The organism is Nocardia sp. NPDC059180 (assembly GCF_042754945.1).
In the GTDB taxonomy this organism is placed as follows: domain Bacteria; phylum Actinomycetota; class Actinomycetes; order Mycobacteriales; family Mycobacteriaceae; genus Nocardia.
Window position 1 is genome coordinate 574,772 of sequence record NZ_JBHZBU010000002.1, and the last position, 13,656, is coordinate 588,427.

General features: G+C 68.5%; 13 protein-coding genes. 12 read left to right on the forward strand and 1 reads right to left on the reverse strand.

Going from position 1 to position 13,656, the window contains the following annotated elements; all coding sequences use genetic code 11:
- Nucleotides 1-21: 21 nt before the first annotated feature.
- The 4 genes from ACFXNW_RS08660 (at nt 22) to ACFXNW_RS08675 (ending at nt 3,746) form a co-directional block, all read left to right on the forward strand.
- Nucleotides 22-402 carry an anti-sigma regulatory factor gene (locus tag ACFXNW_RS08660; RefSeq protein ID WP_379417352.1) on the forward strand — a complete coding sequence of 127 codons (381 nt, stop codon included), beginning with the start codon at nt 22-24 and terminating at the stop codon, nt 400-402.
- A complete protein-coding gene (locus tag ACFXNW_RS08665; protein WP_379417013.1) occupies nt 395-1,021 on the forward strand; it encodes a SpoIIE family protein phosphatase in 627 nt (208 codons plus the stop codon). Before ACFXNW_RS08660 ends, ACFXNW_RS08665 begins: the two co-directional genes overlap by 8 nt.
- A 16-nt stretch (nt 1,022-1,037) precedes the next feature.
- Entirely contained in the window at nt 1,038-3,323 is a 2,286-nt protein-coding gene (locus ACFXNW_RS08670; protein ID WP_379417014.1) for a SpoIIE family protein phosphatase, read from the forward strand.
- Nucleotides 3,324-3,407: 84 nt separating this feature from the next.
- The gene (locus tag ACFXNW_RS08675; RefSeq protein ID WP_379417353.1) at nt 3,408-3,746 is read left to right on the forward strand and encodes an STAS domain-containing protein; all 339 of its coding nucleotides are present in this window, start codon (nt 3,408-3,410) and stop codon (nt 3,744-3,746) included.
- Nucleotides 3,747-3,843: 97 nt separating this feature from the next.
- Here the strand turns inward: ACFXNW_RS08675 and ACFXNW_RS08680 are convergent, their stop codons facing one another.
- On the reverse strand, nt 3,844-4,884 hold the full coding sequence (locus tag ACFXNW_RS08680) for an LLM class F420-dependent oxidoreductase (protein WP_379417015.1): 1,041 nt from the start codon (nt 4,882-4,884) through the stop codon (nt 3,844-3,846).
- A 107-nt stretch (nt 4,885-4,991) separates the two neighbouring features.
- On the opposite strand from ACFXNW_RS08680, the gene ACFXNW_RS08685 reads away from it, so the two are divergent.
- From ACFXNW_RS08685 to ACFXNW_RS08720, 8 genes are all read left to right on the forward strand, one after another.
- Nucleotides 4,992-5,651, forward strand: coding sequence for a cyclodeaminase/cyclohydrolase family protein (locus tag ACFXNW_RS08685; RefSeq protein ID WP_379417016.1), 660 nt, complete (start codon nt 4,992-4,994; stop codon nt 5,649-5,651).
- A 398-nt stretch (nt 5,652-6,049) separates the two neighbouring features.
- On the forward strand, nt 6,050-6,352 hold the full coding sequence (locus tag ACFXNW_RS08690) for a hypothetical protein (protein WP_379417017.1): 303 nt from the start codon (nt 6,050-6,052) through the stop codon (nt 6,350-6,352).
- 238 nt (nt 6,353-6,590) lie between these two features.
- Complete coding sequence (locus ACFXNW_RS08695; protein ID WP_379417354.1) at nt 6,591-7,799, forward strand: glycosyltransferase family 4 protein; 1,209 nt, start codon at nt 6,591-6,593, stop codon at nt 7,797-7,799.
- On the forward strand, nt 7,796-9,907 hold the full coding sequence (locus tag ACFXNW_RS08700) for a glycogen debranching N-terminal domain-containing protein (RefSeq protein WP_379417018.1): 2,112 nt from the start codon (nt 7,796-7,798) through the stop codon (nt 9,905-9,907). The genes ACFXNW_RS08695 and ACFXNW_RS08700 overlap by 4 nt, the downstream gene beginning before the upstream one ends.
- Before the next feature lie 106 nt (nt 9,908-10,013).
- A complete protein-coding gene (locus ACFXNW_RS08705) occupies nt 10,014-10,778 on the forward strand; it encodes a L,D-transpeptidase family protein (RefSeq protein ID WP_379417019.1) in 765 nt (254 codons plus the stop codon).
- Nucleotides 10,779-10,903: 125 nt separating this feature from the next.
- Nucleotides 10,904-11,641 carry a hypothetical protein gene (locus ACFXNW_RS08710; protein ID WP_379417020.1) on the forward strand — a complete coding sequence of 246 codons (738 nt, stop codon included), beginning with the start codon at nt 10,904-10,906 and terminating at the stop codon, nt 11,639-11,641.
- Nucleotides 11,642-11,759: 118 nt separating this feature from the next.
- On the forward strand, nt 11,760-12,758 hold the full coding sequence (locus ACFXNW_RS08715; RefSeq protein ID WP_379417021.1) for an Acg family FMN-binding oxidoreductase: 999 nt from the start codon (nt 11,760-11,762) through the stop codon (nt 12,756-12,758).
- A gap of 10 nt (nt 12,759-12,768) precedes the next feature.
- Nucleotides 12,769-13,629 (forward strand): universal stress protein, encoded by an 861-nt coding sequence (locus ACFXNW_RS08720; protein WP_379417022.1) that lies wholly within the window; start codon nt 12,769-12,771, stop codon nt 13,627-13,629.
- The last annotated feature ends 27 nt before the right edge of the window (nt 13,630-13,656 follow it).

Genomic DNA, 13,656 nt, shown 5'->3' on the forward strand with positions numbered 1-13,656 from the left:
GACAGAGTCATCGCGGTGAAAATGTCCAACGACATCGTCACCGCTCGTCAGGCCGGACGTGAACTGGCCGAACAACTCGGCTTCTCCCTCACCGATCGCACCATGATCTCCACCGCCATCTCCGAAGTCGCCCGCAACATCACCAGCTACGCGGGCAGCGGCGAGATCCGATTACTCGTCGACGAACGCGATGGTCGTCAAGCGCTGGTGGTGCAGGCCAGCGACAAGGGGCCCGGCATTCGCGACATCGCCCGCGCAATGGAAGACGGCTATTCGACCGGCCTCGGGCTCGGCCTCGGGTTACCCGGGGCGAAACGACTCATGGACCGGCTCACGGTCGATTCCGGCCCCGGTCGCGGCACGTTGGTGGAGATGTGGAAGTGGGTACCCAACGGTGCATGATGACGGGTACATCGGCCGGATCGAATGGGCCGTTGCCGGTCGTGCCTTGCCCGGACAGCAGATCTCCGGCGATCGTTGCGCAGTGCTCGACACCGGAGCAGGCACCGCGCTGTTCGCCGTGCTGGACGGGCTCGGGCACGGCGAGGCCGCCGCGACAGCGGTCGACAAAGCCGCGCAAGTCCTGGCCGATAATCGCGCCGAACCCTTGGACGTACTGATGGTGCTGTGCCACCGGGCGATGGCCGACACCCGCGGTGCCGCGGTCTCGCTGGCGCTGTTCAGCGCGGAGTCGGTGCAGTGGCTCGGTGTCGGCAATGTCGATTCCCAACTGCTGACCGCAGGCCCCGCCGGGCCCTCGATCAGCGCGACCGTGCTGCAGACCGGCGGGATCGTCGGCTATCGGCTGCCGCCGCACCTGCAACCACAGACCGTCGCGGTGCGCCCCGGCGATCTGCTGCTGATGTCCACCGACGGCGTCGTCATCGATTCCGGCGCCGGAATCGATCTGTCGAAACCCGCGGCCGATATCACCACGACGCTGCTGGACCACAACGCCAAGGACACCGACGACGCCCTGGTCCTCGCGGCCCGGGTACGCGGCGCGAACGGAACCTCATGAGCGGTGGGTGCCGACAATGAGCACGGTCCTGTCCGCCTTCCTCGACGACTACGCCGACGCATTGCGGCGGCATCTGCGCTCCCCCGCGCACGACGGGCTGGCCGAAGGCCATGAACTGGGCAGACGAGCCCTGGTCGAGGGCATCAGCCTGCTCGATCTCACCGAGAACCACTACCGGGTCGTCAAACAGGTGCAGACCGAATCCGGAGCACCGAGCGCGACTCCGCTGGAGGAGTCGGCGCTGGAATTCCTGCTGCAGACCCTCATCACCCTCGATGTCGCCACCCGCGGCTACCTCGACGGCACCCGCCGCTATGAACAGCAGCGCACCCGTGCCGACGACCTCGCGGGCCGCGACGAGTTCCGCACCGCGCTGGTGGAGTCGCTGCAGGACGGGTTCTTCGTGGCCGACGCGCGCGGCACCATCATCGAGATCAACTCAGCCTTCGGTGAATTGACCGGTTACGGCGCGACCGAGGTGCCGTATGCGCTGCCGCATCCATGGTCGATCCCCGAGGGCCCGCGCTACCCCGATCTCGGCACCGCCGCACTGCGATTCGTCACCCAGATCCGCCATCGTGACGGCAGGGACCGCTGGCTCGCGGTGAGCACGAGCACCCTGGTCAAACCCGAGGGCAACGAACGGATCTTCGTCGGCACCATTCGCGACGTCACCTCCGAGCACGATGCCCAGGCCCGCGATCAGGCCGCCTCGCGGCTGGCGAACGCCGTCGCCTCGGCAATCAGTGTGGCCGAGGTGCTCGAAGTCGGGCTGGACGAGCTGCGGCGCACCATCGACGCGGAAACCGCCGTTGTCGCGGTATGGGCTACTCGGCAGGGTGCGCCCGAGGTCTACGTGTCCGGTGCGCCGGCGGAATCGGAACCGGATGCCGTCGGCGAACCACAGTCGGCCGAGGTGCTCGCGCCCGAGACTCGGGAGCTGCTGGAGCGGGCTCGGCTGCGCCCCGGCCGCACGCTGATCGCAGTGCCGGAGGCCGCCGATCGCGCCGAAGGCATCGTCGCCCCGCTCGGTGAGACCGCGGACGCGGCGCTGTGGCTGCGATTCGCCGCGCCGCGCGTCGTCGGTGCCGCCGATTGGACGCTGTTCTCGCTGCTGATCGGACATCTCAGCCTCGCGGTGCAGCGTGCACGCAACTTCGACCAGGCCCGCGCCACCTCGCTCACCTTGCAGCGCGCCATGCTCGGCCCGATCGAACTGCCGCCGCGGTTCTCGGTGCACTACGAACCCGCGCTGCCGCCGCTCGAGATCGGCGGCGACTGGTACGACGTGGTGCCGTTGAAGGACGGCACGATCGGGGTGGTCGTCGGCGATTGCGTCGGCCGTGGACTGTCGGCCGCGGTGGTGATGGGTCAGCTGCGCACCGCGGCACGGGCACTGCTGCTGCGCGGTGCCGGTCCGGCGCAATTGCTGGCCGAGCTGGACACCGTCGCGGCCCGGATCCCCGGCGCCATGTGCACCACGGTGTGCGCGGCCGTCCTCGACCCGATCCGCGGCCTGGTCCGCTACAGCAACGCAGGCCATATGCCGCCCATCCTCGCCGACGTCGGCGTCACCGGCCGGATGCTGGAAGGCGGACGTGCGGTGCCACTGGCGACCTTCGATATGCCACGGCGCCCCGAAGCCACCACACCGCTGCCACCGGGATCGACGCTGGTGCTGTTCACCGACGGGCTGGTCGAACAGCGCGGTGTCGACATCTTCGACGGATTCGACCAGATCGCGAGCGTGCTGGCCGACACCCATGAACGGCTGCCGCGTGAAGTCGCCGACGCTGTGCTGTCGCGCCTGCGTCCGGCCGGCGGTTACGACGACGACGTCGCGATGGTCGTCTACCGGCAACCACCGGCACCGCTGCGGGTCGAGGTACCCGCCCGCGCTGATCAGCTCTCCGCGCTGCGGCGCACCCTCAAGGAGTGGCTCACCGCTGCGGCCGTACCGCACGATCTGGCCTCGGATCTGGTCGCGGCGACGAACGAGGCGTGCAGCAACAGCATCGAGCACGCCTACCGTGACGGCGAACCCGGCCGGGTCGCGCTGAGCGCGGAATGCGGTACCGAAACGGTGGAGATCCGAGTCACCGACTCCGGCAACTGGAAACCGCAGTCCGCCGATCGCGGGTACCGTGGCCGTGGACTGGATATGATGCGCGCGCTCACCGAAGAGCTCGACATCGACCACAGCGGGCCCGGCACGAGGGTGCGAATGTCGGTAACCCTGCCGGCAATCGCTTTCCCGGTGGCCAACCCGCTGCGCGGAACGAACAAACAGGTATCCGGGTGACGATTCGGCAGGATCGCCCGGATCATGGCAGATTGTGATGATGTGACAAACACTTCCGGAGACGCGTACCCCCTCACCGACACGATGACGACCACCGTCGCCACCCGCGATGGGGCGACCGTGCTCACGGTAACCGGGGAGGTCGACCTGGCCACGGCACCCGCCCTGGAGAATGCGATCGACGCGGCCCTCGGCAGCGCACCGTCGGGCCTGATCATCGATCTGACCGCGGTCACCTTCCTGGCGTCGGCGGGCATGGCGGCCCTCGTCGCGGCCCATCAGCGGGCCGGTGAGACCACCGCGATCGCCGTCGTCGCCGACGGCCCCGCCACCAGCCGTCAGCTCAAGATGACCAGCCTCGATCAGGTCTTCGCCCTGCACACCACGCTGGAGGCGGCGCTGGACGGGCTCCGCGGCAACTAGCCCACCGAAACCACGGGCCCCGCATCACCGAAGAGGCGATGCGGGGCCCGTGGTCACTCGGACAGGGCCGCCTGCTCGGGCGACCCTGTCGGCGTACTCAGTCGCAGAGAGAGCGCAGCTGCTCGATCAAGCCCACTCGTTCAGCGGGGGTGGCCGCCATCGGGACGACGTTGAGCACCGTCACACCGGCCTCGGCGAACGCCGCGATCCGTTCCTTGACGAAGCTCGCAGGACCGACCAGCGAGATATCGCGCACCAGGTCGTCCGGGACGACCTTGGCCGCCTCCTCTTTCTTCCCGGCCAGGTACAGCTCCTGGATGCGGTCGGCCTCGGCGCCGTAGCCGTACTTGGTGGCCAGCGTGTGATAGAAGTTCTTGCCCTTGGCGCCCATGCCGCCGATGTAGAGGGCGAGATGCGGTTTCACGAATTCCAGTAGCGGCGTGACGTTCTCGCCGATGGCCAGCGCCGGGCCCGCGTAGACCTCGAGATCGCCCAGTGCCGGATCACGCTGTGCCCGACCGGCCGCCAGCGCATCGCCCCACACCTTTTCCGCCTGCTCGGGCAGGAAGAAGATCGGCTGCCAGCCCTCGGCGATCTCCGCCGCCAGCTGCACGTTCTTCGGGCCGAGTGCGGCCAGCAGCACCGGAATGCGTTCGCGCACCGGATGGTTGATCAGCTTGAGCGGCTTACCCAGGCCGGTGCCGCGCTCGGCGGGCAGCGGGATCTGGTAGTACTTGCCGTCGTATTCGAGCCGTTCGCGCCGCCATACCTTGCGGCAGATCTCCACCAGTTCCCTGGTGCGACCGATGGGAGCGTCGTAGGGCACGCCGTGGAATCCCTCGATCACCTGCGGGCCGGACGCACCGAGGCCGAGGACGAAGCGGCCGTCGGAGACGAAGTCCAGGCCCGCCGCGGTCATCGCGGTCAGGCTCGGGGTGCGGGTGTAGAGCTGCAGAATGCCCGAGGCGAGCTGGATGCGCTCGGTCTTGGCGGCCAGGTAGCCCAGTGCGCTCACCGCGTCGAAGGAGTACGCCTCCGGGACGAACACGACGTCGAGGCCTGCCCGTTCGAGATCGGCGACCTCGGCCGCGACCTCCTTGAAGCCCCCCGAATAATTGATACCCAATCCGATCCGCATAGCACTCAACATAGACACGGCCGACCGACCGCCCGCGACCGGCCACACCGAGATCGCGGTAGCGTGAGAGCGCCCGCTCGCGTACCAGAACGAAAGGCCACACCGCCGTGTCGCAGCCGACCACCTCGCATCCGGATCTCGCGCCGAGCTTCGCCGACGCCACCGTCGCCGGATATCTGGCCGATCTGGCGGCCAAGGTGCCCGCCCCCGGAGGCGGCGCGGTGGCCGCGCTGCACGCCGCCCAGGGCGCGGCATTGGTCGCGATGGTCGCCCGGTACACCACCAGGGCCAAGGACGCCGAGCACCGGCCCGTGGTGGATCGGATCATCGAGGCCGCCGACGCGGCCAGGCAGCGCGCGCTGACGCTCGCCGATGCCGACGCCGCCGCTTTCACCGCTGTGGGTGCGGCCTACAAGCTGCCCAAGACCACCCCCGAGGAGACCGAGGCCCGCGGCGCCGCGATCACGGCCGCGCTGCTGGAGGCGGCACGGGTGCCCGCCGCGGTGGTGGACGAGGCCGACGAGGTGCTGTCGCTGGCCGCCGAACTGCTGCCGATCGGCAACCCCAACGTGGTCACCGACATCGGCGCCGCTGCCGATGCCGCCCGTGCGGCCGCGACGAGCTCGCGGCTCAATATCGAGATCAATGTCGGCTCGCTGTCGGCCGAGGACGGCGCCGCCTTCGCCGCGGCGCTCGGCCGAATCGAGACCATCACCGCCCGCGCCGACGCCCTGCATGCGGACGTGCTGCACGCCGTGCGCGGCTGAGCATCCTCGTCACCGGCCCGGCCGTCACGGCGGCCGGGCCTCGTCGTGTCCGGACTACCCGCCAAATAAATAGCCGACACATAGCCAGCACGGCTTAAAACCGCTATACAGATCCCGAACTCGCCACAATCCGGCCACACGAAAGCCAGGGCCGCGCACCACAACTGCCAGTAGATGCCCGATTCCGATGCTCAACCGCACCGGAATCCGCCTTCTACCGGCGTACTGCCGAGTAGGTAACTGAGTGGGCGTACACTGGGCCGCGGTTTCGTGATACGCATCACTTCACGGACCGTTCTTGCTTCACCTGCTTTGTGCGTCACCACGAGTCACCAGCGTGATCGGCGGCCATCCGCCGCCGTAACTGATAGCTCGAGCTCGACATGCAGGAGGTAACGGTGAGGATCGGGTACATCACGGCGCCACCGACGCTCGAACCGGACGACCTGGACCGCACGGCTGGCCAGGCAGCCAGGATCGACGTCATCACGGTGCGCCAGGTCGTTTCCAACATCGCGGACTGCTCGGCCGATCCCGGCGAGCTGACCGTCGGTCAGGCACGCCGCGCCCACGACATCCACCGCTACTGTTCACCCGATTGCCTGGTTCTCAGACGAGCCAGGTACACGCTGAACGCGACGGCCACCGGCCGTGCGGCGTTCACGCTGGCCCCCGATCGGGCGGGGGCAGGCGCCGTGTAGATCACCCACGATGCCGCTTCGGACATCCGCGAGTTGTCCGTGCAGCAGTGCGCTGCTGCCTCATTGCGCCGGACACTATCGGCGCCGGTCACATTCGTTGCCCTGATGAGACCGAATGGTTCGTGATCAGCTCCACCCATCGGCCGACGGGTACGCCACGCGCGTGCCACGGCCACCGCTGAGGAGGATTGCGTTGAGCACCATATTCACCCACGAGGACACCGATTCCGATTCCGGCATACTCGGCCGAAAACCCGGCAGCGACGCGTTGAACGGCGCCTCCCGCCACCGGCCACTCAGCATCGTTCTCGTCGCTCCCCCGTACTTCGATGTCCCACCCGCCGGGTACGGCGGGGTGGAGGCCGTGGTCGCCGAACTCGCCGACACCCTTGTCGCGCGCGGCCATCAGGTCACCTTGCTCGGCGCCGGAAAGCCCGGCACAGCAGCGGAATTCGTGCCGGTCTGGGACCGCATCCAGGCCGACCGGCTCGGCGATCCGTTCCCCGAGGTCGTCAACGCGCTCAAGGTCCGGCGCATCATCGAGGACCTGGCCCGCACCAGGCCGATCGATATCATCCACGACCACACCTTCGCTGGGCCGCTCAACGCGCCCGCCTACGAGGCGCTCGGCATTCCTACCGCGGTCACCGTGCACGGCCCGGTCGACGGCGATATGTGCGACTACTACGGCGCCCTCGACGAGCACACCCGCCTGGTCGCGATCAGCGATCGCCAGCGCGCGCTCGCGCCGACGTTCAACTGGATCGCCCGGGTACACAACGCATTGCGTCCCAGCGAATGGCCGTTCCAGGTCGAGAAGAAGGACTACGCGCTGTTCCTCGGCCGCTACGCCTCCTACAAGGGCCCGCATCTGGCACTGCACGCCGCCCACGAGGCCGGAATCCCGTTGATCCTGGCCGGTAAATGCAATGAACCGCCGGAGAAGGCCTACTTCGCGCAGGAAATCGAACCGCTGCTGACCGACAGCGATCATGTCTTCGGCGAGGCGGACGCGGTGGCCAAACGGCGACTGCTCGCCTCCGCGCGCTGCCTGCTGTTCCCGATCCGCTGGGAGGAGCCCTTCGGCATCGTGATGATCGAGGCCATGGCCTGCGGCACCCCGGTGGTGGCGTTGCGTGGCGGTGCGGTGGAGGAGGTCGTCGTCGACGGCGTCACCGGCATCATCTGCGACGATCCGGCCGAACTTCCCGCCGCCATCGCGCGCGCGAGCGAACTCGACCCGTACGCCTGCCGCAGGCGCGTCGAGGAACTTTTCGGTGTCGATCAACTGGGTGCGGGCTACGAGGCGGCCTACTACCGCATACTCGAAGCGTGGGACGAATCCCATCGCCCGGCAGATGAATTGACCACCGTCGAGCTCCGGCGCAGCGGCCTGCTCGGCCTGCGTGCGGACAACGGCACGACACCGGCTTGGAGTCGAGCATGACCGAACCCCCCAGGGTGCTCAATTCCGGTCAACCCGCCGCCGTCAACGGCGGCGGGGGGACCATCACCCTCGTCGAAGCGAGCACCTTCTGTCTCTCCGATCAGCTCGGCGACATCCATTCGGGTACCTCACAGGGCCTTTTCTACCGTGACGCCCGGGTGATCTCGCGGTGGGAGCTGCGGCTGGACGGCCTTGCGGCCGAACAACTCACGGTGCTCACCCCGGAGGCGTTCAAGGCGCGGTTCATCATGCGCAAGCAGCCGCGTCAAGGCATCGCCGACAGCACTGTGCTCGTGGTGCGCAAGCGCATGATCGGGCAGGGGCTCAAGGAAGCGATCATCGTGCAGAACCTCGGTCACGAGGACACCGCGATCACCGTCACCTTGTTCGCCGACGCCGATTTCGCCGACCTGTTCGCCGTCAAGGAGGGTCGCAAACATCTCGGCAGCGCCGAGGCTCAATCCGTCGACGGCGAACTGCATCTGATCGACCACACCGATCCGGGCCGCGGCCTGACCATCAGCGCCACCGGCGATCCGGTCATGTTGCCCGGGACCGTCACCTGGCAGGTGGTGGTGCCCGCGCATGGCCAGTGGAAGACCGAGATCCTGGCCCAGCCGGTGGTCGCGCACCGTCGGGTGCAGATGGCCTTCGGTGACGACGAGGACAGCCCGATCAGCAGGCTCAAGGCCTGGCGGGCCACCGCGACCGATCTGACCGCCACCGATGCCCGGCTCACCCAGGTGCTGCAACGCACCGAAAGTGATCTCGGCGCACTGCGGATCGACGGCCGCGGCGACGGCTCACCCGCGTATGTGGCGGCGGGCGCCCCGTGGTTCATGACCTTGTTCGGCCGCGACAGCCTGCTCACCTCGTGGATGGCACTGCCGTTGGATTCGGCGCTCGCGGTCGGGACGCTGCGGCAGCTGGCCAAACTCCAGGGCACCAAGGTGGAACCGATCACCGAGGAAGAGCCGGGCCGGATCATGCACGAGATGCGGCACGGCCCGGCAGGGGGCCAGGTCCTCGGCGGCGAGGTGTACTACGGCTCGATCGACTCCACCCCGCTTTTTGTGATGCTGCTGGCCGAATGCTGGCGCTGGGGTGCCGACGAATCGGCCATCCGGGAGCTGCTTCCCGCCGCCGACGCCGCGCTGGCCTGGATCGACGAATACGGTGACGCCGACGGTGACGGCTTCGTCGAATACCGCCGCAAGACCGACCGCGGCCTCACCAACCAGGGCTGGAAGGACAGTTTCGACGCGATCAACGACGCGAGCGGCCATCTCGCCGAACCGTCCATCGCGCTGAGTGAGGTGCAGGGCTACGCGTACGCGGCCCGGCTGGCCAGGGCCGAACTGGCCGACCATTTCGGTGATACCGAGACCGCGGTACGGCTGCGCGGTCAGGCCGAGGATCTCAAGACGAGGTTCGACGAGGCGTTCTGGGTCGCCAAGAACGGCTGGTACGCGATCGCACTGGACGGGCACAAACATCAGGTCGATGCCTTGACCAGCAATGCCGCCCAATGCCTGTGGTCGGGGATCGTCGCCGACGAGCGCGCCGCCGAGCTGATCGAGAAGCTCGCCGACGCCTCGATGGATTCCGGTTTCGGGTTGCGCACGCTGGCGGCCACGATGGGCGCCTACAACCCGATGAGCTACCACAACGGCTCGGTGTGGCCGCATGACACCGCCATCGCGGTGGCCGGGCTGCAGCGCTACCGCCACATTCCCGGCGCCAGCGAACTCGCCGAGCGGCTGACCACAGGTCTGCTCGACGCGGCCGCCGAGTTCGGTGGACGGCTACCGGAGTTGTTCTGCGGGTTCGGTCGCGGCGAGTTCCGGTCCCCCATCCCCTATCCGACCTCCTGTTCGCCACAGGCGTGGGCCAGTGCGGCGCCGCTGCTGCTGGTGCGCTCGTTCCTCGGGTTGACGCCGTGCGTGCCGAACCGGCGGCTCACCGTCACCCCGCGGTTACCGCGTCGATGGGGCAAGCTCGCGTTGACAGACATGCGGCTCGGGCCGGCCACGGTCACCCTGCATGCCGAGGGGTCGGAGATTCATGTGCACGGATTACCCGACGATTGGCAGTTGGTCACCGAGTAAGCGACCCACCCACCGAGTAACGAGCACGCAACGCTCTGCGCCGTAGTTGATCATGCGCGCCTAGAATGGATCTCTGCCCACCACACCGTCTCGAAGGGGTGGAGCCATGCGGAGCGTAGTTCGACATTTGTTTCTGGCGACCGCGATCATGGCATTGGCCATGTTCGGGTCGGGCGCGGCGAACGCCATGTTGATCGACCGATCCCCGCCGGGCGCGGGTGTCGGTTCGGTCGCTTCCATCACGCCTTCTGAGGGCCGGATGGTCGGGATCGCCCATCCGGTGACCATCCGATTCGCGGCCGATGTCGCGGATCGGGCCGCCGCCGAGAAATCGACGGTGATCACGGCCGATCAACCATTGACCGGCACCTTCTCCTGGACCGGCGACCGGCAACTGACCTGGACGCCGACCGGTTTCCTGCCCGCCAACGCCACCATCGGCGTGCGCATCGGTGAGACTCGCACCGAATTCACCACCAATGCCGGTGTCGTCGCCGACGCGAATATGTCGGCGCACACCTTCACCGTCAGCATCGGCGGTCAGGTGGTCCGGCAGATGCCCGCCTCGATGGGTAAGCCGGGCTGGGAGACACCGACGGGCACCTTCCCGGTGCTGGAGAAGTTCCGGCATATCGTCTTCGATTCGCGCACCATCGGCATCCCGTTGGATTCCCCCGAGGGATATCTGATCGACGGTGAATACGGTGTGCGTCTCACCTGGGGCGGTGTGTTCGTGCATTCAGCGCCGTGGTCGGTCGACCAACAGGGCAATGCCAACGTCAGCCACGGCTGCATCAACCTCGCCCCCGGCGACGCGGCCTGGTACTACGAGAACGTCGGCATCGGCGACCCGGTCAACGTTTTCTGGTGATTCCCGTGCGACAGCCCGAGCGGTATCCCGAACCGCCCGGGCGGGTGTCGCGAGCGCCCATTCACCCGTCGGTCCAGTACAAATAGGTGGACCTGACGGAAGAACCTGACGAAGGTGGGGGCGTTATGGATCGACGGGACAGTGCGCGCGACGACGAGGGAGCGTCCGGCGCCGGGAAGACCGAGGGCGAATCGAACGCGGATTATGTGGGCGAGTGGGCGGATTGGATGTCCCAGTTGCCCGCGCCCGTGAAGATCGCACCGGGTCGGCCCGCACCGGCCGGGGAGGACGCACCGCTCCGGATCGGTCGACGCGAACCGATCGAGCCGGCACCCGGTAAACGACGGTGGATCCCACCTGCACTCGGCCTGCTCGGCGCCGGTGTGCTGCTGGGAGCCGCCTACGTGCAGTTCGGCGGCTCGGGCTCCGATCCCGCGCCCGCACAGGCGCAGGCCGGCGCCGCCGCGCCTGACCATGCCGCGGGCCCTGCTTCGTGCGCGCCGGAACGAGTCGGCAACCGGATCCAGGGCAATGCGGCCGGCGGGGACGACTCCGGGCCCGCCGCCATTTTCGCGTTTCAGCACGCCTTCTACATCGCCCGCTCCGGCGAGCAGGCGCGCGCGGTGGTCGCTCCCGGTGCGGCCGTCCCGTCGGCACCCGATATCCAGCGCGGTATCGATTCCGTTCCCGCCGGGACGACGCATTGCCTCACCATCAGTCCGGGGGCGTTCGTCGGCCAGTACACCGTCGTCATCACCGAGTACCGGCCGCACGCAGAGCCGATCACCTACAACGCCCAGCTCGTCACGACCGCTGGCGTCGACGGCAGAACCTTGATCACGGGTATCAGCCCCATCACCTGACGGTGCCCGCGTCGGCAACGGCGGACCGCCGACCAGACCGGGCTCAGTGCTGAACGATCACCAGACATGCGCCCGACGACCCTGGTCAGCAGCCTGCGGGAGGGGCACACTCACAAATATGACCAACATCGACGAAGTTCGGATTCCCGAGCATCCGACGGTTCTGGCCGCGCTGCGGCTGGCCTGCCGGGCGCCGTCGGTGCACAACACCCAGCCCTGGCGTTGGGTGTTCGACGGAGCCCGGCTGCATCTGTACGCCGACGGGGAGCGCCGGTTGCATTCGGCCGATCCACAGGGCAGGCAGCTGGTGATCAGCTGCGGGGCGATGCTGCATCACGTGAGCACCGCGTTCGCGGCCCGCGGCTGGCATACCGACATCACCCGGCTGCCCGATCCTGCCCGCCGCGATCATCTGGCAGTCCTCGATTTCAAGCCACGGCCCGATCCTCCTGATCGCGTGCTCGCACTCGCCCGCGCGATCGATCGACGCCACACCGACCGGCTGCCGATGCTCGAACCTCCGCACTGGGACGAGCGCAGCGCCGAGGTGCGCACGCTGATCTCGGCCTACGAGGTCGAGTTCGATCAGCTCGACGGCTCGGAGCGGCCGCGCCTGGCCGCCGCCTCGGAGCAGTCCTCGGCACTGCGCCGCCACGATCCGCACTACCAGAACGAGCTGCACTGGTGGGCGGGTAATACCGCCAATCTGGAAGGGATACCGGCCTCCGCACTGGCCTCGAACGCGGAGCTGTCCCAGGTCGGCGTCGGGCGGGAATTCCCTGCCGGACCGCGCTCACTGCGCCGCGGCGACCTCGACGATCGCGCCGAGCTGGCGGTGCTCAGCTCCCCCGACGACGCACCGCTGCACTGGCTGCGCACCGGTGAAGCGCTCTCGGCGGCCCTGCTCGAATTCACCGCGGCCGGGCTGGCGACCTGTCCGCTGACCCATATCACCGAATTGCCGTCGAGCAGGCGCATCATCGCCGGGCTGATCCCCCGGCCCGGTGTGCCGCAGGTGGTGGTGCGCGTCGGCACCGCACCAGAAGGCCCGGAGCAGCCGCCGACGCCGCGGCGGCCGGTCGCCGAGTTCTTCTCCGTCGACCGGTCCGCACGCTGAGGGCCGCGCCATGACCACCCCCAGCGCACCGGTCGTCGTCGGCGCCGACGGCTCGCCTTCGGCGTTCGGCGCGGTGCGCTGGGCCGCCGCCGACGCCGCCCGCCACGGCTGCCCGCTGCACATCGTGTACGCGATCGGGGTACCGATCGATGTGGGCCCGACCCTCGGTTACGCACCGATCGACGCCGAAACCTACCGCAAGGCCGGGGAGGAGATACTCGCCGAAGCCGCCGAGATCGCTGCCGCAGCAGCGGCTCCGATCGGCGAGATCGACATCGAGACCTGCGTGCGGGAGGCAGCGCCGGTGCCGCTGCTGCGTGATCGCTCGACGTCGGCCAGGTTGCTCGTCGTCGGTACCCGCGGGCTCGGCGCGCTGCGGCGGGGCCTGCTCGGATCGGTGAGCACATCGCTGGCGCGCCACGCCCACTGTCCGGTCGCGATCATCCCCGAATCGGCCGAACGCACCGACGGCCCCGTGGTGGTCGGCACCGACTGCTCGCCCACCAGTGTCCGCGCCATCGATATCGCCTTCGACCAAGCCGCGCGGCGCGACACCGAACTGGTTGCGGTGTCGGCATGGACGGAGTTCTACCGCTACCTCTCGCGCGCCGAACTCGAGGCCGAGGCGCGAGCGAAATTGTCGGAAACTCTGGCGCCGTTGCGTTCCCGGTACCCCGGCGTCTCGGTGCGACTGATCGTCGCGGAAGATCGTCCCGCGCGATTGTTGCTCGCCACCGCCGCCGGCGCCCAGCTCCTGGTCGTTGGTAGCCACGGCCACGGTGGCTTCGTCGGCATGACGCTCGGATCGGTCAGCCAGGCCGTGCTGCACGCGACCGAGTGCCCGGTGATCATCGCCCGCTCCCAGTCTTGAGGCCGGCGCCGCTGTCTCGCCGGGCGA

What these genes read in the sequence shown, in the direction of transcription:
- ACFXNW_RS08720 (WP_379417022.1), top strand. Translation starts at nt 12,769, where the DNA reads ATGACCACCCCCAGCGCACCGGTCGTCGTCGGCGCCGACGGCTCGCCT.
- ACFXNW_RS08670 (WP_379417014.1), top strand. Translation starts at nt 1,038, where the DNA reads ATGAGCACGGTCCTGTCCGCCTTCCTCGACGACTACGCCGACGCATTG.
- ACFXNW_RS08700 (WP_379417018.1), top strand. Translation starts at nt 7,796, where the DNA reads ATGACCGAACCCCCCAGGGTGCTCAATTCCGGTCAACCCGCCGCCGTC.
- ACFXNW_RS08675 (WP_379417353.1), top strand. Translation starts at nt 3,408, where the DNA reads ATGACGACCACCGTCGCCACCCGCGATGGGGCGACCGTGCTCACGGTA.
- ACFXNW_RS08710 (WP_379417020.1), top strand. Translation starts at nt 10,904, where the DNA reads ATGGATCGACGGGACAGTGCGCGCGACGACGAGGGAGCGTCCGGCGCC.
- ACFXNW_RS08660 (WP_379417352.1), top strand. Translation starts at nt 22, where the DNA reads ATGTCCAACGACATCGTCACCGCTCGTCAGGCCGGACGTGAACTGGCC.
- ACFXNW_RS08680 (WP_379417015.1), bottom strand. Translation starts at nt 4,884, where the DNA reads ATGCGGATCGGATTGGGTATCAATTATTCGGGGGGCTTCAAGGAGGTC.
- ACFXNW_RS08705 (WP_379417019.1), top strand. Translation starts at nt 10,014, where the DNA reads ATGCGGAGCGTAGTTCGACATTTGTTTCTGGCGACCGCGATCATGGCA.
- ACFXNW_RS08715 (WP_379417021.1), top strand. Translation starts at nt 11,760, where the DNA reads ATGACCAACATCGACGAAGTTCGGATTCCCGAGCATCCGACGGTTCTG.